This is a genomic window from Rhizobium mesosinicum (assembly GCF_019511345.1).
In the GTDB taxonomy this organism is placed as follows: Bacteria; Pseudomonadota; Alphaproteobacteria; order Rhizobiales; family Rhizobiaceae; genus Rhizobium; species Rhizobium mesosinicum.
Map to the genome: position 1 here is coordinate 55,095 of NZ_JAEUAK010000009.1, position 18,471 is coordinate 73,565.

The 18,471-nt window shown below is 59.3% G+C and carries 18 protein-coding genes; 12 read left to right on the forward strand and 6 right to left on the reverse strand.

The window, feature by feature from the left end; all coding sequences use genetic code 11:
* Window positions 1-58: 58 nt before the first annotated feature.
* Window positions 59-1,249, forward strand: coding sequence for a T6SS phospholipase effector Tle1-like catalytic domain-containing protein (locus JNB85_RS21755; protein WP_220336379.1), 1,191 nt, complete (start codon window positions 59-61; stop codon window positions 1,247-1,249).
* A gap of 22 nt (window positions 1,250-1,271) precedes the next feature.
* On the opposite strand, the gene JNB85_RS21760 is transcribed toward JNB85_RS21755, so the two are convergent.
* Both JNB85_RS21760 and JNB85_RS21765 read right to left on the reverse strand, forming a co-directional pair.
* Window positions 1,272-2,717 (reverse strand): UdgX family uracil-DNA binding protein, encoded by a 1,446-nt coding sequence (locus tag JNB85_RS21760; RefSeq protein WP_220336380.1) that lies wholly within the window; start codon window positions 2,715-2,717, stop codon window positions 1,272-1,274.
* Complete coding sequence (locus JNB85_RS21765) at window positions 2,717-3,949, reverse strand: putative DNA modification/repair radical SAM protein (protein ID WP_220336381.1); 1,233 nt, start codon at window positions 3,947-3,949, stop codon at window positions 2,717-2,719. Before JNB85_RS21765 ends, JNB85_RS21760 begins: the two co-directional genes overlap by 1 nt.
* Before the next feature lie 249 nt (window positions 3,950-4,198).
* Here JNB85_RS21765 and greA point away from each other — a divergent pair, with 249 nt between their 5' ends.
* The 3 genes from greA to JNB85_RS21780 are packed head-to-tail and all read left to right on the forward strand — an operon-like array spanning window position 4,199 to window position 6,603.
* Entirely contained in the window at window positions 4,199-4,675 is a 477-nt protein-coding gene (greA, locus tag JNB85_RS21770; protein WP_183731439.1) for a transcription elongation factor GreA, read from the forward strand.
* 31 nt (window positions 4,676-4,706) lie between these two features.
* Window positions 4,707-5,756: a glycosyltransferase family 4 protein gene (locus tag JNB85_RS21775; RefSeq protein ID WP_220336382.1), complete on the forward strand. Its 1,050-nt coding sequence runs from the start codon at window positions 4,707-4,709 to the stop codon at window positions 5,754-5,756.
* 52 nt (window positions 5,757-5,808) lie between these two features.
* A complete protein-coding gene (locus tag JNB85_RS21780; protein ID WP_220336383.1) occupies window positions 5,809-6,603 on the forward strand; it encodes a hypothetical protein in 795 nt (264 codons plus the stop codon).
* A 57-nt stretch (window positions 6,604-6,660) separates the two neighbouring features.
* Here the strand turns inward: JNB85_RS21780 and JNB85_RS21785 are convergent, their stop codons facing one another.
* Complete coding sequence (locus JNB85_RS21785; RefSeq protein ID WP_220336384.1) at window positions 6,661-7,128, reverse strand: Lrp/AsnC family transcriptional regulator; 468 nt, start codon at window positions 7,126-7,128, stop codon at window positions 6,661-6,663.
* Window positions 7,129-7,357: 229 nt separating this feature from the next.
* Here JNB85_RS21785 and trxB point away from each other — a divergent pair, with 229 nt between their 5' ends.
* From trxB to JNB85_RS21815, 6 genes are all read left to right on the forward strand, one after another.
* Complete coding sequence (gene trxB / locus JNB85_RS21790; RefSeq protein ID WP_220336385.1) at window positions 7,358-8,332, forward strand: thioredoxin-disulfide reductase; 975 nt, start codon at window positions 7,358-7,360, stop codon at window positions 8,330-8,332.
* Between the two features lie 22 nt (window positions 8,333-8,354).
* Window positions 8,355-9,251 carry a LysR family transcriptional regulator VtlR gene (locus tag JNB85_RS21795; protein ID WP_183731448.1) on the forward strand — a complete coding sequence of 299 codons (897 nt, stop codon included), beginning with the start codon at window positions 8,355-8,357 and terminating at the stop codon, window positions 9,249-9,251.
* 574 nt (window positions 9,252-9,825) lie between these two features.
* Window positions 9,826-10,119: an ArsR/SmtB family transcription factor gene (locus tag JNB85_RS21800; protein ID WP_220336386.1), complete on the forward strand. Its 294-nt coding sequence runs from the start codon at window positions 9,826-9,828 to the stop codon at window positions 10,117-10,119.
* Between the two features lie 2 nt (window positions 10,120-10,121).
* Window positions 10,122-11,288 carry an MFS transporter gene (locus tag JNB85_RS21805; RefSeq protein ID WP_220336387.1) on the forward strand — a complete coding sequence of 389 codons (1,167 nt, stop codon included), beginning with the start codon at window positions 10,122-10,124 and terminating at the stop codon, window positions 11,286-11,288.
* A gap of 23 nt (window positions 11,289-11,311) precedes the next feature.
* On the forward strand, window positions 11,312-12,433 hold the full coding sequence (locus JNB85_RS21810; RefSeq protein ID WP_220336388.1) for an alkene reductase: 1,122 nt from the start codon (window positions 11,312-11,314) through the stop codon (window positions 12,431-12,433).
* Between the two features lie 85 nt (window positions 12,434-12,518).
* Window positions 12,519-13,316 carry an aminoglycoside phosphotransferase family protein gene (locus JNB85_RS21815; protein WP_220336389.1) on the forward strand — a complete coding sequence of 266 codons (798 nt, stop codon included), beginning with the start codon at window positions 12,519-12,521 and terminating at the stop codon, window positions 13,314-13,316.
* On the opposite strand, the gene JNB85_RS21820 is transcribed toward JNB85_RS21815, so the two are convergent.
* Window positions 13,313-14,332, reverse strand: a complete 1,020-nt coding sequence (locus tag JNB85_RS21820; protein WP_220336390.1) for an NAD(P)H-binding protein — start codon at window positions 14,330-14,332, stop codon at window positions 13,313-13,315. The two genes, JNB85_RS21815 and JNB85_RS21820, sit on opposite strands and share 4 nt — an antisense overlap.
* 89 nt (window positions 14,333-14,421) lie before the next feature.
* Here JNB85_RS21820 and JNB85_RS21825 point away from each other — a divergent pair, with 89 nt between their 5' ends.
* Complete coding sequence (locus tag JNB85_RS21825; RefSeq protein ID WP_220336391.1) at window positions 14,422-15,330, forward strand: LysR family transcriptional regulator; 909 nt, start codon at window positions 14,422-14,424, stop codon at window positions 15,328-15,330.
* A gap of 36 nt (window positions 15,331-15,366) precedes the next feature.
* Here JNB85_RS21825 and JNB85_RS21830 read toward each other — a convergent pair whose 3' ends face one another.
* Window positions 15,367-15,648 carry a DUF2188 domain-containing protein gene (locus JNB85_RS21830; protein ID WP_220336392.1) on the reverse strand — a complete coding sequence of 94 codons (282 nt, stop codon included), beginning with the start codon at window positions 15,646-15,648 and terminating at the stop codon, window positions 15,367-15,369.
* A gap of 239 nt (window positions 15,649-15,887) precedes the next feature.
* On the opposite strand from JNB85_RS21830, the gene JNB85_RS21835 reads away from it, so the two are divergent.
* On the forward strand, window positions 15,888-16,982 hold the full coding sequence (locus JNB85_RS21835) for a calcium:cation antiporter (RefSeq protein WP_220336393.1): 1,095 nt from the start codon (window positions 15,888-15,890) through the stop codon (window positions 16,980-16,982).
* A gap of 125 nt (window positions 16,983-17,107) precedes the next feature.
* Here the strand turns inward: JNB85_RS21835 and JNB85_RS21840 are convergent, their stop codons facing one another.
* Window positions 17,108-18,310 (reverse strand): pyridoxal phosphate-dependent aminotransferase, encoded by a 1,203-nt coding sequence (locus JNB85_RS21840; RefSeq protein ID WP_220336394.1) that lies wholly within the window; start codon window positions 18,308-18,310, stop codon window positions 17,108-17,110.
* Window positions 18,311-18,471: the final 161 nt, after the last annotated feature.

Here is an 18,471-nt window from a genome sequence, read left to right on the forward strand (position 1 = left end):
AAATTGCAGACACGGATACTTGATGTTAGCCTGCTCCCGGTCGTATCGGGGGAGCAGCATGTCGAAGAACATCGTCATTCTGTTCGATGGCACGTCGAACGAGATAACTGCAGACCGCACCAATATTTTGCGTCTGTTCGGAACGCTGAAACGCTCCGACGACCAGATCGTCTACTACGACCCCGGCGTCGGCACACTAAGTGCAGCAGATGCCTGGTCGCCCTTCTATCGTCAATCTATCGAAGTGTGGGGCCTTGCCACCGGTTGGGGTCTCGATCAAAACGTCAAAGATGCCTACCGTTTCCTCGTCGAAAATTATGATTCCGGCACGCCCGACGATCATGGAGGTCATCCCGACCGGGACCGCATCTACATTTTCGGCTTCAGCCGCGGCGCCTATACGGCCCGCGTTCTCGCAGGTTTCATCCATGCCTTCGGGCTGTGCAGCAGGTATCACCTGAACCTGCTCGGTTACGCTTACAGAACCTATAAGGGCATTCCCGAACAGGAGCAGCGCGCCGATGGCGGGGATCCCTCATCAGCTTTCAAGAGCATGCGGCTTTACGAGCGTATGCTGCGCAACGACCGACCACCGATTAAGCTGCTTGGCCTCTTCGACACCGTCGCCTCTGTCATCGAAAAGGGCAAAGGACGTATTCAGTTCAAGACCCATCCCTTCACCCGTAAGAATCCCAGCGTCGAATATGTACGCCATGCCATGGCGATCGACGAGCGAAGAACCATGTTCCAGCCGGAACTGTGGACGCCGGATCAGGATTATCGCGGCAATCCCTTCAAGCCCGCGACCGCAAAACAGGACTTCAAGGAGGTCTGGTTTGCCGGCGTCCACGGCGATATCGGAGGCGGTTACCCGGAGGCCGAGAGCGCCCAGATCAAGATACCGCTCGACTGGATGATCCGCGAAACAGGGCCTGCAGGTCTGCTCTACGTTTCGCGTACGATCAACAACATCGTCCTTGGCAAGAGCGACAAGTACTATGTCGAGCTCAATGCGGCCGCACCGCTGCATGACTCGATGAGCACAGGCTGGAAACTCCTCGAATATATTCCGAGGCGCGTGCCGGAAAATTCCTGGCGCAGGCGTGGCGATAGAGGCGGCGTTTATCTTCCGCGTGAAGACAGGCGCTTCATCCCCGATGGCGCAAATCTGCATGAATCCGTGAGGGTGCGAATGGTGACCGGATATAATCCGCCGAACCTGCCGAAAGATCCGGTCTTCGTTCCCTGACACATTGAATCGAATTCTGCGCTCAGGCAGCCAGCTCCTTGATCAGGTTCATATCTTGCCGGAAGCGCGCGAGCTCCTGCGCCTTCCGCTCCTCGTCCGGAATTCGCAGCAGATAGGACGGGTGTACCGTCACGAAGAGCACCCGCCCCTCCTCCATCGCAATCGCACGTCCACGCAGATCCTCCAGCTTCTGCTTCTCACCGGTCAGCGAATAGAGCGCTGTCGCCCCCATCGCTACGATCAGTTTCGGTTTGATGAGATCGAGCTCCAGCTTCAGCCACCAGCGGCACTGCTGCACCTCGCCGAGATTGGGTCTCTGGTGGACGCGCCGCTTGCCGCGCGGCTCGTATTTGAAATGCTTGACGGCATTGGTGACGTAAAGCCTCGACCGATCGATGCCGGCTTGTGCAATCGCGTCGTCGAAAACCTTTCCGGCAGGGCCGACGAAGGGTCGACCTGCAAGATCCTCCTGATCGCCCGGCTGCTCGCCGACGAACATGATCTTCGCATCGAAAGGGCCTTCGCCGAAGACGGTCTGCGTCGCCCTGGCATGCAGCGGGCAGCGATTGCAGACCGCCGCTTCCTCGCGAAGCGCCTCCAGCGTCCCGGCCGGCGCCAGTTCCGGCATCGGCAGACGAGCCGCCGCCTCCTGAATTCGGTTGTGATAGGGAAGCGGCATCGTCGCTTCGCGCTCGGCCATGGCAAGCACCTTTGCTTCGGCATCGGCAATCAGGCCGGGAATGAGATCTGCCTCCGGTAGGTTCTTCCAGTATTTTTTCGGCATCTCCGCCAGCATGGCTTTCACCTTCAGCCGCGCCGGATTGAAGATGCTGGCATAATAGGTGCGCCAGAGATCGTCGGTCGCGTCACTGATATCAGGCTTTTCGCAAGGTGCATCGCTCGTCGTCAGCCGCTCGCCATCCCAGGCGGCCGATCCCTTTGGCGTCGCGACCAGCCAGTCCATGTCGGTGAAGCGGCGTTGAAAGAACGGTGCCGTGCGTGCGATAATGTAATGATCGGGCTCGAACCAGGCGACGAATTTCCGCCGCCCGCCGGCAGGGGCCACTATCTCTTTGAAGCGGACGAAGGCCGTCATCTTGTGGGCGTCGCGATGCACGCTCTTCTGCATCAGCCGGGCGCGCGACACCTCTTCATCGGACGCCAGCTCCAGCAGGTTCCGGTTTTCCTGCAGTCGCCAGAGCAGGCTGTAAAGCAGCGAGAAGCGCCTGGCGTCGCTATGGCAAATCACCGCCTCGGCCAGCGTCATGAAGGCCGGCGGTACGCTCATCGGCCTGGCATTGACGGGAGGATCGGGCGGCAAGGCATCCCGCTGGAAAGCAAAGCCCGGTTCGCTGCTCTTTTCATGCCAGTCGATTTCATCAGGCAGAATTCCAGCCGCGGCAAAGGCCCGGGCGGCCTTGCGCCACTCCTCGAAATTACCTCTGCCCTCCAGCACGACCCGGCGCATCACAGCAGTGACAATTGTTCAGGTTGCGGTTCGAACATGGCACGCAGGTCCGGCCGATCGACGAGCCGGTGCGCCGTCCAGCCCTCGGCGGTGACGAAGGCCTGTACCTTGCGGATCGACACACCAAGACGCGACAAATCCTCGAGCCGCAGGCGCCGCTGCCGCCGCTCGGCCAGGATCGCCTTCACCGTCTTGGTGCCGAGCCCAGGCACGCGCAAGAGCTTTTCGCGATCGGCGCGGTTCACATCGACGGGAAAATCGCCGCGATGGCCAAGCGCCCAGGCGAGCTTTGGATCGAGATTGAGATCCAGCATGCCACCCTGCTGCGTCGAAGTGATTTCATCAATTCCGAAACCGTAGAAACGATAGAGCCAGTCCGCCTGATAGAGCCGGTGCTCTCGCATCAGCGGCGGCTTGATGAGCGGCAGGTTTTTCGAACTGTCGGGGATCGGGCTGAAGGCGGAATAATAGACGCGCTTCAGACCGTAGCTGCTGTAGAGCCGGCCGCTCGTCGAAAGGATCGTCGCGTCGTTGGCGCCGTCGGCGCCGACGATCATCTGGGTACTCTGCCCGGCCGGCACGAAGCGCTTGCGCCGCTTGGTCTGCAGCGTCGGCTCTTCCGCCGCCTCGATCTTCAGCCTGAGATCGCCCATCGACCGACGGATGCTGGCGGGCTTCTTCTCCGGTGCAAAACGGCTGATGCCGCTATCTGTCGGCAGCTCGATATTAAGCGACAGGCGATCGGCGTAAAGTCCCGCCTCCTCGATCAGATGTGGCGACGCCTCCGGAATGGATTTCAAATGGATATAACCACGGAAACCATGCGTGACGCGTAGTTCCCGCACGATTCGCACCATTTCCTCCATCGTGTGGTCGGACGAGCGGATGATGCCGGAGGAGAGAAACAGGCCCTCGATATAGTTGCGCCGATAGAATTCGAGCGTCAGCCAGACGACTTCTTCCGGCGTGAAACGAGCGCGCTCGACATTGCTGGACGACCTGTTGATGCAATAGGCACAGTCATAAATGCAGAAGTTGGTGAGCAGAATCTTCAGCAGAGAAATGCATCGTCCATCCGGCGCATAGGCGTGACAAATGCCGGAGCCCTCGGTCGAACCGAGCCCGCCGGAGCCTGCCGAATCCCGTTTGACCGTCCCGCTGGAGGCACAGGATGCATCATATTTGGCGGCGTCGGAGAGGATCGCCAACCGTTCTCTGAGCGACTTCTTCATTATAATGTTCACTAAATGTTCACGGTGGCGAAATCAAGACGAAGAAAAAGGGCTAATACAACTCCCCTTCAAAAGCAGGCACTTCTGCTGATCGTAAAAAGCGTCGATACGAATTTTATGGAAATGGCGCGTCTCGATCTGCTATAAATAACGAACTTGGATTGTAACACGGTTCCGAAGTTCCCCTTCGGGACCTGTTTTCTTTTGTGTCTGCGCGAACTGCGGATGCGGGGAGAGAAGGACGAAAAAATGGTTGATAAGGTACCGATGACACAGGGTGGTTTCGTCAAGCTGCAGGAAGAACTGCGCTGGCGTCAGCAGGAGGAGCGCCCGCGAATCATCGAGGCAATTGCCGAAGCGCGTGCCCATGGCGACCTTTCGGAAAATGCCGAGTACCACGCCGCCAAGGAAGCGCAGAGCCACAATGAAGGCCGCATCACCGAACTCGAGGACCTGACGGCGCGTGCCGAAATCATCGACCTCTCCAAAATGTCGGGCGACAAGATCAAGTTCGGCGCCAAGGTGAAGCTGATCGACGAGGACACCGAAGAGGAAAAGACCTATCAGATCGTCGGCGATCAGGAAGCCGACGTGAAGCAGGGCCGCATCTCCATCTCCTCCCCGATCGCCCGCGCGCTGATCGGCAAGGAAGTTGGCGATTCCATCGAGGTCAACGCGCCCGGCGGTTCGAAGGCCTACGAAATCCTCTCGGTTTCCTGGGGCTGATCGCCCGCGCGTTTCTCCGCGAGAGCAGCCAGTGCCGGATATCAGAGACGTCGAGATCATCGCGCCCAACCTGAAACGCCGGCTCTCCGGCGTCACGTCGACAATCGTCCAGCTCATCCCCTGCCAGATCCGGCTGGGGATCCGGATCGCGGCCCTCGGCCCTGGCCTGCCGCCGGAACTTCCTCGTTTGGAATGGCCGCAACTATCAGGCCTCTGGCGTCCGCCGGCCGGACGGCGCTATCGCGTCTGGCATGCACGGCGCAACAATGAAATGGCGGCTGGCATCCTCATGCGCCACGTGCTGCGCATGCCGCTGAAGCTCGTCTTCACCTCCGCCGCCCAGCGCCGTCACACTTCCTACACTCGCTGGCTGATCCGCCAGATGGACGCCGTCATCGCCACCAGCAGCCGTTCCGGCTCCTTTCTCAAGGTGCCGCATACGGTCATCCAACATGGTGTCGATCTTACGCTCTTCCATCCGCCGAAAGGGCCTGACGACACGATCGCTGCCACAGGCCTGCATGGCCGCCATCTCGTCGGCTGCTTCGGCCGCGTGCGCCATCAGAAGGGCACTGACCTTTTCGTCCAGGCGATGATTGCGCTTTTGCCGCAACATCCGGACTGGACGGCGGTCATTTCCGGCCGCGTCACGCCGGAACACACCGCATTCGCCGACAAGCTGAAGGCCGATATCGCCGCAGCCGGCTTGACCGACCGCATCATTTTCATCGGAGAAGTGCCTGACATCAAGGTCTGGTATCGCCGCCTGACGCTCTATGTCGCCCCATCCCGCAACGAGGGCTTCGGCCTGACGCCGCTGGAGGCCATGGCTTCGAAGACACCGGTCGTGGCATCCGACGCCGGTGCTTACGCAGAAATGATCGTGCCCGGGGAAAACGGCGTCATCGTGCCACCAGGCGATGGCGATGCGTTGACGGCAGCCATCGCCACCTATCTTGCCGATCCTGCCCTCGCCGCCGTACAGGGCGAAACAGCGCTGGCGCACGTGCGCGAAAATTTCGCGCTGGAAAAGGAAGCGACGGCGATCAATCGGATTTACCAGCAACTTCTCGGCGCGTAAGCCATCCGTCAGACTATGGCAACGGGCATATCAGGGAGGCAGAGACACCTAGATGTCGACCGCAAAAGATAACGAAAACCTGGTCAACGTGCTCTGCATGAAATGGGGGACGCTTTACGGTGCCGAATACGTCAACAATCTCTACCGCGGCGTCAAACGACACCTGAAGCGGCCGCATCGCTTTGTCTGCTTTACCGACAATACCGCCGGTCTTGACGAGGGTATCGAAACCTTCCCCCTGCCCGAGCTCGGCCTGCCCGCCGGCTCCAAGGACCGCCGCTGGCAGAAGCTTGCGCTTTTCCGCCGCGAGCTTGCCGATCTCAAGGGCATCGCCCTCTTCCTCGATCTCGACCTCGTCATCGTCGATGATCTGGAGCCGCTCTTCCAGCACCCCGGCAAGTTCCTCATCATCCGCGACGACGATCTCTTCCGCACAAAGCCGCTGCGCAAACTCAACCCCGTCCGCGATAAGTTCCTGGCGTCGGTCGGCAACAGCTCCGTCTTCCGCTACGAAATCGGCGCTCACGCCTATATTCTCGACACCTATGTCGCCGATCCGGTGGCGGCCATGTCAAAATATGAGATCTCTCAGCAGTTCCAGAGTGCGCAGCTCGCAGCGCATGGAAACCTGCAATATTGGCCGCGCGAATGGTGCGTGAGCTTCAAGAACGCCTGCGTGCCGCGCCACATCAACAGCTTCTGGCGCGATCCAAGGCTGCCGCCGGAAGCCAAGATCGTCGTCTTTGCCGGCAGCCCGAAAATGAGCGAGGTTTTTGAAGGCGGCGGACAGAAGTGGTATCGCCGCATCGGCAATACCGATTGGCTGAGAAAGGCCTGGCGCGGGTAAACCGTCTCAATCCGCATTCCGGACGGAAATTGCTTCGCACTTTTCCTGGAAATGCTTCTACAGTTCGACGAGCCCGAGCTTCTTCACCTGCCGGATCGTCAGCATGGTGCGAACGGTATCGACGTGCTCGTTGGCAGTCAGCACTTCGATGACGAAGTCCTGGAAACGGGTGAGGTTTTGGGCCACGCAATGCAGCAGAAAATCGCTGTCGCCGGAAACCATCCATGCCTGACGCACAAGCGGCCACTCTGAGGTGGCGGCGGCAAAGGCCTTCAGATTGGCTTCGGACTGATGCTTAAGGCCGACCATGCAAAAAGCGACGAGATCGAGCCCGAGCTTCGGGCTGTTCAGCATCGCGTGATATCCTTCGATAATGCCGGCCTCTTCGAGCTTGCGCACCCGGCGCAGGCAGGGCGGCGCTGAAATTCCAACCCGGTCGGCGAGTTCCACATTGGTCATGCGGCCGTCCGACTGCAGTTCCCGCAATATCTTTATGTCGATAACGTCAAGTTCAGCGCGAACCACGCTTGGGCCTTTCTTTAATTCCTCGCGCGCAGCTTCTATATAAAGCCACGGAATACGCAAGAAAGTTTCATTCCAATGACGGAATCTTGCACAGCGCCTGCATTTGCCTTGTTGGTAATGCAAGGCTGCCCTTGAATAAAAGCATTGGTCGTTCATAAATGGCGCAGGGATCGCGAAACGGCCTTATTCGCCTCTTAGCCGCCGCATCCTGCTATCGAAAGGAAATTCCATGTCTGCCCGCCATACAAAGGTGCTCATTATCGGTTCCGGACCTGCCGGCTATACGGCAGCGGTCTATGCCGCGCGCGCCATGCTGAAACCGGTTTTGATCGCCGGTCTGGAACAAGGCGGCCAGCTCATGATCACCACCGATGTCGAGAACTATCCGGGCTTTGCCGATCCGATCCAGGGGCCTTGGCTGATGGATCAGATGCTGCAGCAGGCTCAGCATGTCGGCGCCGAAATCGTCAACGACCTCGTGACCGAAGTCGACCTTAACCAGCGCCCCTTCGTTGCCCGCACTGATAGCGGCCAGGTCTGGACTGCCGATACGCTTGTTATCGCGACCGGCGCCAAGGCCAAGTGGCTCGGCATCGAGAGCGAGCAGCATTTCCAGGGCTTCGGCGTATCTGCCTGCGCCACCTGCGACGGCTTCTTCTATCGCAACAAGGATGTCATCGTGGTCGGCGGCGGCAACAGCGCCGTCGAAGAGGCGCTTTATCTCTCCAATATCGCAAAGTCGGTCACCGTCGTGCACCGCCGCGACGGCTTCCGTGCTGAAAAAATCCTGCAGGAACGTCTCTTCTCCAAGGAGAACGTCAAGATTCTCTGGAATACCGAGGTCGCCGAGATCACGGGCACGCCGGCAAAACCCCCAATGCCGCCGTCCGTTTCCGGTGCTCGTCTGCGCGACACCCGCACCGGCGCCATTACCGATGTCTCCATTGACGGCGTCTTCGTGGCGATCGGTCACGCGCCGGCAACGGAACTTTTCAAGGGCAAGCTGAAGCTGAAGGACAATGGGTACCTCTGGACCGCACCGGATTCGACTGCGACCAGCCTGGAGGGAGTCTATGCCGCAGGCGATGTGACGGATGACACCTTCCGCCAGGCGATAACAGCCGCAGGCATGGGATGCATGGCCGCCCTCGAGGCAGAACGTTATCTGACGGGCCACATGCCCGTTGCCGTGGCAGCGGAGTAACAACGGCATGAGGGGTGGGGGAATGCCATTGGACTGGGACAAGCTGCGTATTTTCCACGCAGCGGCTGAAGCCGGATCGTTTACGCATGCGGCTGACAAGCTGCATCTGTCCCAGTCGGCCATCAGCCGTCAGGTGAGCGCGCTGGAGCAGGATGTAGGCACTAAGCTTTTCCACCGCCACGCACGCGGCCTGATCCTCACCGAACAGGGCGAGCTGCTTTATCGCACCGCCCATGACGTGTTGCTGAAGCTCGAAACCGTGAAGATGCAGCTGACCGAGACGACGGAAACACCGTCCGGTAAGCTGCGCGTTACCACCACGGTCGGCCTCGGCCAGGGCTGGCTGACCGACAAGATCCAGGAATTCCTGCAGCTCTATCCCGATGTGCAGATCCAGCTCATCCTCGACAACGAGGAAGTGGATGTTAATATGCGCCATGCCGATTGCGCCATCCGCCTTCGCCAGCCGCAGCAGTCGGACCTCATCCAGCGCAAGCTCTTCACCGTGCACATGCACGTCTATGCGGCCCCGTCCTACATCAACCGTCATGGCGAGCCGCAGAAGATCGAGGATCTCGACAATCATCGCATCATAACCTTCGGCGAACCGGCGCCGAATTATCTGCTTGACGTCAATTGGCTGGAAATCGCCGGCCGCTCGTCGGACAACAAACGCATTCCGCATCTGCAGATCAACAGCCAGACCTCCATCAAACGCGCCTGCCTGCTCGGCATCGGCATCGCCTGCCTGCCGGATTATATCGTCGGCCGCGACCCAGGTCTTATCCAGCTGGCAATCAACGCCGACGTCCCCTCCTTCGATACTTATTTCTGCTACCCGGATGAGATCAAGAACGCCGCTAAGCTCAAGGCCTTCCGCGATTTCATCGTCAGCAAGGCCCGCAACTGGAACTTCTGATTTCTATTTTGTGGAACGGATTTCAAATCATGCAACCCACGCATGACTGACATGCACAAAAGAGGGTTGTTGTTTGCTCATTAAAGCACCATATCGCTCATAGCTGATGCACACGGTGGCTTTTCCTCCCAGTTCCACCGCATTAGCTGTTCCCCTCTGGAGGTTTTTGACCTTCACACTTATAAGGGCCCTGGTTTTCCGGTGGCCCTCTTTTTTTGCCCGACTTTTACTTTTTGCCTGAATTTTTATCGGCAGATACCGCAGCGCGGAAAAATTTTGTGCAGCGCATAGCTGACATGCACAAAAGACTATTGAAAGCTGCACAAAGAACCACCATATCGCTCATAGCCGATGCATTTCGTGGCTTCTCTCCCAGTGCCACCGCGTTGGCTGTTCCCCTCTGGAGGTTTTTGACCTTCACACTTAAAGGGCCCTGGTTTTCCGGTGGCCCTCTTTTTTTGCTTAAAATTTGAGCAACATAGGAAAATCGTCAGCTCACGCCTCCGTGATTTGCATATCGGAAACTATCGATCCATATATCGGGAAAATCCGATATATGGATCGATAAACGACGATGGACAAAGACGAGATTCTCAAGGCTCTGGCCAACCCTGCCCGGATGGACATCCTCAACTGGCTGAAAAATCCGGAAGAACATTTTCCGACTCAGGAACACCCGTTTGAAATGGGCGTCTGCGCCAGTCAGTTCGAACGTTGCGGCCTCTCCCAATCTACCGTTTCCGCCCACCTCGGCACGCTTCACCGCGCCGGCCTCGTCACCAGCAAGCGCGTCGGCCAGTGGATCTTCTACAAGCGTAACGAAGAGACGATCGGGGCCTTCCTCCAGCAGCTAACGCAGGATCTTTAATCATGCCCCTAGCCCTGCTCGTGCTCGCCTTGAGTTCTTTCGCGATAGGCACCACCGAATTCGTTATCATGGGCCTTCTGCCCGAAGTGGCAGCCGACCTCTCTGTCACGATCCCCGAGGCTGGCTGGCTGGTGACGGGTTATGCGCTGGCTGTCGCCTTCGGCGCCCCGGTGATGGCCGTCTCCACTGCAACGCTGAAGCGCCGCTCGGCGCTCATCATGCTCATGGCCTTCTTCATCGCCGGCAACCTGCTCTGCGCCATCGCGCCCAATTACTGGGTGCTGATGATCGCTCGCATCGTCACCGCCCTCTGCCACGGCGCCTTTTTCGGCATCGGCTCGGTCGTCGCCGCCAATCTCGTCAGCGAAGACCGCAAGGCTCGCGCCGTCGCCCTGATGTTCACCGGCCTGACGCTCGCAAACGTACTCGGTGTGCCGCTCGGCACCGCCATCGGCCAGGCCTTCGGCTGGCGCTTCACCTTCTGGGTCGTTACCGCAATCGGCATCGTCACGATTGCTGGCCTGATCGCCATCCTGCCTAAAGACAAGCAGGAAGCGCAAAGCAGCATCCTGCTCGAAATCGCAGCCCTGCGAAACATCCGCCTCTGGATGGCGCTGTCGGTCACCGTCTTCTTCGCAGCCTCTATGTTCACGCTGTTCACCTACATCGCCCCGCTGCTGCGCGACATAACGGGTGTCTCGCCGGAAGGCGTGACCTGGACGCTGTTCCTGATCGGTGTCGGCCTCACGGCAGGAAACCTCATCGGCGGCAAACTCGCCGACTGGCGCCTCGGCACAGCTCTTGCCGCCATCTTCGCCGCGATCGCACTGACTTCGGCGATCTTCTTCTATACGAGCCGTTTCGTCGTCCCCGCCGAGATCACCCTCTTCCTGTGGGCCGCCGCCACTTTCGCCGCGGTTCCCGCCCTGCAGGTCGGCGTCGTCGGCTTCGGAAAGGATGCGCCGAACCTCGTCTCGACCATCAATATCGGCGCCTTCAACACCGGCAATGCTCTCGGCGCCTGGGTTGGCGGCGTGGTTATTGACGCCGGATTCAATCTCGATCGCGTCCCCCTTGCCGCAGCCGGCATGGCGCTGATCGGCCTCGCCGCCACTGTTCTCACCTATCTCTCCGGCCGAGCGCAAACTGCCGCCGCTGCTGGGGAGTGACTCTCCCAAAGAAAGGATAATTCATGGCCAAGCTTTTCGAACCGACGCAGGTTGGCGACATCGCCGTCAAGAACCGTATCGTCATGGCACCACTCACCCGCAACCGGTCTCCGGGCGCTATCCCGAACGATCTGAACGTCGAATATTATCGCCAGCGCGCCACGGCCGGCCTCATCATTACCGAAGGCACGGCCATCACTCAGCAGGGCCAGGGTTATGCCGATGTTCCCGGCCTCTATAAGCCGGAAGCGCTGGAAGGCTGGAAGCGTGTGACCAGCGCCGTTCATGAAGCCGGAGGCAAGATCGTCGTGCAGCTCTGGCATGTCGGCCGCGTCTCCCACACCAGCCTGCAGCCGAACGACGGACAGCCGGTCTCCTCAACGTCCAAGGTCGCCAGGACCAAAACCTATCTCATCAATGCCGACGGTACCGGCGCCTTCGCCGAAACCTCCGAGCCGCGCGCGCTGGGCACGGCAGAGATCGCTGGCATCGTCGAAGATTTCCGCAGGGCCGCCCGCGACGCCATCGATGCTGGTTTTGACGGCGTGGAAATCCATGGCGCCAACGGTTACCTGATCGACCAGTTCTTGCGCTCGGGCATCAACGACCGCACCGATCAATACGGCGGCTCGCTTGAAAACCGCGCACGCTTCCTCTTCGAAGTCGTGGATGCTGTCAGCAAGGAAGTCGGCGAAGGCCGCACCGCCATCCGCATCTCGCCGGTCACGCCGTCGAATGACTCCTCCGACATCGATCCGCAGACGATCTTCACCTATGTCGTCGAAGGGCTGGCGAAGTACAATCTCGCCTATATCCACGTGGTCGAAGGCCAGACCGGCGGCGACCGCAACTTCCAGCAAGGCGACAAGCCCTTCGACTACAAGGCTCTGCGCCTCGCCTATGAGAAGGCCGGCGGCAAGTCTAAGTGGCTGGTCAACAACGGCTATGACCGCGAGACGGCCATCGATGTCGTCGAAAGCGGCCGCGCTGACCTCGTCTCCTTCGGCAAGCCTTTCATCGCCAACCCCGATCTCGTTGAGCGCCTGAAGCTTGGCGCAGAGCTGAACACGCCTGATCAACCGACCTTCTACGGCGGCGGCGCAAAGGGTTACACGGACTACCCAGCCCTCGAAAAGGTCGCCTGACCGACTTCGCAAACAGAAATCCCGCCATTGGCGGCCGCCATTCGGCGGGATTTCCATTTCGAAACATTGCCGCTAGCATGCCTCCATGTTCTCACCCTATCTCGAACGCTGGTCGCTGACATCAGACGGCGAACCCATCATCACCCACTCGAGCCGCCTACTGCCAGTCATCTGGCAGGGCAAGCCTGCCATGCTGAAAGTCGCAACCGACAGTAGCGAGCGCGAAGGCGCATTGCTGATGAAATGGTGGGGCGGCGATGGCGCAGCCCAGGTCTATGCGCAGGAAGATGACGCTGTGCTTCTGGAGCGCGCAGTGGACAAATATTCGCTGCTGGAAATGGCATTGAACGGCCAGGACGATGAGGCAAGCCGTATCATGGTGCAGACGGCAGCGAGGCTGCATGCCCCGCGCGCCGCTCCTCTTCACGATTCCCCTACGCTTGAGCGCTGGTTCCGCAGTCTGGAACCGGCAGCAAGTAACCATGGCGGCACCTTTACCGATTGCTGGAAGATTGCAAGCACCCTGCTCGCTGCGCCACAGCAGCTCAGCGTCCTGCACGGCGACATCCATCACCGCAACATTCTTGATTTCGGCGCCCGCGGTTGGCTCGCAATCGATCCGAAAAGGATCTATGGCGAGCGTGGCTACGACTTTGCCAATATCTTCGCCAATGAAGAACTGCCGACGACGACGGATCCCAAACGCCTCCAGCGTCAGCTTCCGATCGTTTCCAAGGAAGCAGATATCGAGCCGTCAAGGCTATTGAAATGGATCGCGGCCTATTCCGGCCTCTCCGCCGCCTGGTTTCTTGAAGATGGCGACGATGTCTCCGCGGAAAAGCCTCTGACGGTCGCCCGCATCGCACTCTCGGAACTTGCCTAGCGCACCTTTTCCGCCTTCGCGAGAGGTACTGTCGTCTCACGCATCTCCGGCAGCGAGCCCTGCGCAATCAAAGTCGTGCGTACGGCTTCTTCGACCGGCGTATGCGGCTCGGTTCCGAGTTCGGCCACCAGCCTGTCATTCTTCATGCGCAGCGGCACTTTCCAGAGATAGCGCATCTCCTTCATCTCCCGCATCAGCGCCATGAAAGGAGCAAGCAACGGCACGATGAACCACGGGAAACGGCCGATCTTCGCCTTGCCGCCGACAGCACCCCGGACTGCCTCAGCCATCTGCCGGCCATCGCCATCCCAGAAACCGTTCATGTGATAGCAAGCGAAAGCCGGCAGGCGCTCTGCCCGCTCGACGAGTTGCACCATCGTCTCGGCGACATCGGGCAGATAGGCCCATTGGTGACCGATGCCCGGCTTGGCCGGATTCTTGATCGTACCAACAGGCTTACCAGGTGTGGCAAAAGCGGCGGAGAACCAACTGTTGCTGGTTGCACCTGGCCCGAAAAAATCTCCGGCGCGAACGATAATGACACCTGTGCCGGTTTCGGAAGCCGTCTTCAGGCGCTTCTCCATCTCGACCCGGATCTTGCCCTTCTTCGTCACCGGATGCTGCGGACTATCCTCAGTCACAACAGGAAAGACGTCCGGCCCGAAATTATAGACGGTACCCGGCAGCAGGATACGCGCGCCGACGGCGCGGGCAGCGGCAATCGTATTGTCGAGCATCGGCAGAACCAGTCTCTCCCAATCGCGATAGCCAGGAGGATTGACGGCATGGACGATCAGGCTCGCGCCTTCGGCGGCCTTGCGAACTTCGGCGGCATTCATGGCGTCGCCCTGCACCCAGTCGAAGCCTTGCCCACTCGCGGATGCCTTCGCAGCATTGCGGTTAAGCGCCCTCACCGCCCAGCCGCGCGTCTTCAGCTTCCGGCCGACCGCCCCGCCGATACCGCCGGTGGCGCCCAAAACCAGCGCCAATTTCTTCTCCTGATATTCGCCGCTCATGATCATCTCCTTGTTTGAAGAGACGACTATGTTTTCATTCCGCGACAAACAAAATTGACGAAATAGCTTTCATCGATATACATAATTGTATGAACGTCGAACCGAGTTGGGATTTTTACCGCTCCTTTATCACCGTACTCAAGCAGGGATCGCTCTCCGCTGCCGCTCGTGAACTCGGCCTGACGCAACCGACGATCGGCCGCCATATCGATGCGTTGGAGGGGGCTGTCGGCGCGCAACTTTTTATCCGCTCTTCGAATGGCCTGTTGCCCACCGATATAGCGCTCGACCTGCAACCCTATGCCGAGACGCTCGCAACGACGGTCAATGCCTTCCTGCGCACGGGATCCAGCCGGCGCGACAAGGTTGAAGGCACCGTGCGCATCAGCGCCAGCGAAGTAATCGGCATCGAAGTGCTGCCACCGATCATCGCCGATCTACAGGAAGCCTACCCACTACTGCAGGTGGAGCTGTCGGCCTCTGACACGCTGGAAGATCTCATGAACCGGGAGGCCGATATTGCCGTGCGCATGGCCGAGCCGCAGCAAGACGCACTGCTGATACGGCGCATCGGTGACATTCCGCTCGGCTTCCACGCGCATCGCCGCTATCTGGAGCGCCACGGCACGCCGCAGACCATGGCGGAGCTTTCCGATCATCGCATTATCGGCTTCGACCGGCAGACCGCCTATATCCGCATGATGCGCAGGCTGTATCCGGCAGTTGACGAACTCGCAGCTTCCTTCCGCACCAGCAACCACCTCGCCCATCTGGCCGGCATCCGTGCTGGCATAGGCATCGGAATCTGCCAGACGGGGCTTGCCCGCCCGGGCTCTGATCTCGTCCATATTCTGGCGGATGAATTCGATATCCCTCTCGGCACATGGGTCGCCATGCACGAGAGCCTCAAGACCTCCCCGCGCTGCCGCGTCACCTTTGACGCTCTGGTCAAAGGCCTCCTGAACTATATCAAGTCATGCAAGGAAACGCGCGCCTGACGACGCGCTGAAAGACTTCAGGAAATCGGCTGGAGATCACGGCTCCGGGGAAACTTCGGGCGGATGGCCCTTGGTGAAGCCGTCCACGACCTCAGTCTCGGGGCGATCGCCACCTTCGGCATATTCCTCGTGCCACTTACCCTGCGCATCCTGCCAGCTGATCTCGGCGGAATCGCCACCGACCTGCTGCTCGGCCGCAACGATGCGGGCCGCTTCGAGCGCTTCGGAATGGCTCGGAAATGCCTCGGAATAGACGTCTCCAAGCTTATAGGCCCAGCCGCCGTCATGCGGTACGACTTCGTAGACCACCTTGACCATGCGTTGTCTCCTCTTCTTCTCGCTTCGCATCCGTAGGCTCCCGGATCATGTCCGGTCCAGCGCGGGCCGCTTGAGAAGATTTCGAGGACGCCGCGTTCTGGGTTCCGGCTGCCGTATGAAAAAGCAGTATTTCATTAATCGTCACAGACTGCAAATTTCATCAGTGGGGAGTCTGCTTGCATAGAAAAATCACCAGCTTAGACTCGCCGAAGGAATCAAAATCGGCGCTGGTGGTAGAAATGGCATCGCATCTTAAGGAAGAAAAATTCTTGATCGCGGCGGTCGTTGTCGCGGTCATTGCCTACTTGCTGGAACATTCAGTCATGGAAGGCGGCCGGGGCGTAGCGCTTGTCGCAGCCGCCGCTCTGATCGTGACCATCGTATTCGCCTCGATGCGTGTCGCTCACCATGCGGAACTGCTGGCCGTTAAGGTCGGCGATCCCTACGGCACGATGATCCTGACGCTCTCCGCCGTTGCTGTGGAAGTCATTATCCTCGGCATCATGATGAGCGGCGAGGAAACATCGCCGACGCTGGTGCGCGACACGATCTATTCGGCTCTCATGCTCGACATCAACGGCATCCTCGGCCTCGCCGCCCTGCTCGGCGGCCTGAAGCATGGCGAGCAGCCCTATAACGATAATTCCGGCAAGACCTACGGCGTAATGATCCTGACCGCCATGGGCATCTCGATGATCGTTCCGGAATTCGTGCCCGACGATAAATGGCACTATTATTCCGGCTTCACTATCATCGCCATGATCGCCCTCTACGGCCTTTTCCTTCGTATGCAGGTCGGCCAGCACAGCTACTTCTTTTCCTATAGCTATCCGCGGTCGGAACGGCAGAAGGAACATCCTGAAGAACACCACGACGAAGGGTCGGTCGCGACCTCGGTCAGCATCATTCTCATCGGCGTGGTCATCATCGGTGCGCTCGCCGAATTCATGTCGGGCTTCATGAACGAGGGTCTGCGAGATAGCGGTGCTCCTGTGGCTGTGACCGCCATCGTGGTTGCCGCCATCTCCGCCGCTCCGGAAATCTTGACGGCCTTGAGGGCGGCGCTCCGCAACCGCATGCAGGCTACCGTCAACATCGCCATGGGCGCATCTCTGTCGACGGTCATCCTCACCGTGCCGGTCATGGAAGCGATCGCGCTCTATACCGGCCAGCCCTTCATCATGGCCATGTCGCCGGTCCAGACAGTGATGGTCATGGTCACGCTGATCGCGGCGGCTATCAATCTGAATGACGGCGAGACTAACGCCATCGAAGGCATGACACATTTCATCCTCTTCGCCACTTTCATCATGCTGACGGCGATCGGACTTTGAACCTGAAATCAGCGGCTTAGCGTCAAAAGCGGAATCGCCTTCGAAACACGTTGAATCGGAACGTTAGCCAAAGAAAAAGCCCACCGTTTCTGGTGGGCCTTTTCAACAAGACTGGCAGTCGTCGCTTACTTGCAGGCTGCGCAGAAGCGCTGGATGCGGCGGCAAGCTTCCTCAAGCAGCTCTTCCGAGGTCGCATAGGAGATGCGGAAGTTCGGGCCGAGGCCGAAGGCCGAGCCGTGAACGACGGCAACGCCTTCCGATTCCAACAGCTCGGAAACGAAATCCTCGTCGGTCTCGATGACCTTGCCGGACGGAGCAGTCTTGCCGATGAGCCCGGCGCAGGAAGGATAGACGTAGAAGGCGCCTTCCGGCACCGGGCAGACGATGCCCTTGGCCTGGTTCAGCATGGAAACGACGAGATCGCGGCGGCCTTCGAAGATCTTCTTGTTTTCGGGGATGAAGTCCTGCGTGCCGTTCAGCGCTTCGACGGCCGCCCATTGCGCGATCGAGGTCGCACCCGATGTCTGCTGACCCTGGATCATGTCCATCGCCTTGATCAGCTGGATCGGGCCCGCCGCATAACCAATACGCCAACCAGTCATCGCATAGGCCTTGGAGACGCCATTCATCGTCAGCGTGCGGTCATAGAGCTTCGGCTCGACTTCGACGGGCGTGACGAATTTGAAGTCACCATAGGTCAGGTGCTCGTACATGTCGTCCGTCAGCACCCAGACATGCGGATGCTTCATCAGCACATCCGTCAGCGCCTTCAGCTCGGCATGCGTATAGGCAGCGCCCGTCGGGTTGGACGGCGAATTGAAGATGAACCACTTGGTCTTCGGCGTGATCGCCCTTTCGAGATCGGCGGCCTGGAGCTTGAAATTATGCTCCTGGGTGGCCGAAACGAAAACCGGTGTGCCGCCGCACAGCGCCACCATCTCGGGATAGGACACCCAGTAAGGCGCCGGGATCACGACTTCATCGCCGGGGTTCAGCGTCGCCATGAAGGCGTTGAACAGGATCTGCTTGCCGCCCGTGCCGACGATCGTCTGCTCCCACGTATATTCCAGACCGTTCTCACGCTTGAACTTGGCGGCAATCGCCTTGCGCAGTTCGGGGATACCGGATACCGGCGTGTATTTCGTCTCGCCGCGATTGATCGCGTCGATGGCTGCTTTCTTGATATTATCGGGCGTATCGAAATCGGGCTCGCCGGCGCCGAGACCGATCACGTCGCGTCCTTTGGCTTTCAGTTCGCGCGCTTTCTGAGAAACGGCGATGGTGGCTGAAGGCTTCACGCGGGAAAGGGCATCGGCAAGGAAGGCCATGATATCGGTCCTACAAGGTTGAAACGGGCAGAAGGCCGGGACCGGAGTTCTGCGCTAAGCTCTATGTCCAATGTACGACATCATTTCAAGCGCAAAGGGATGATGGTCGCGATGATTCTTATTGATCAATTGCCGCATCTGCGTCTGGAAATTTGAATGGA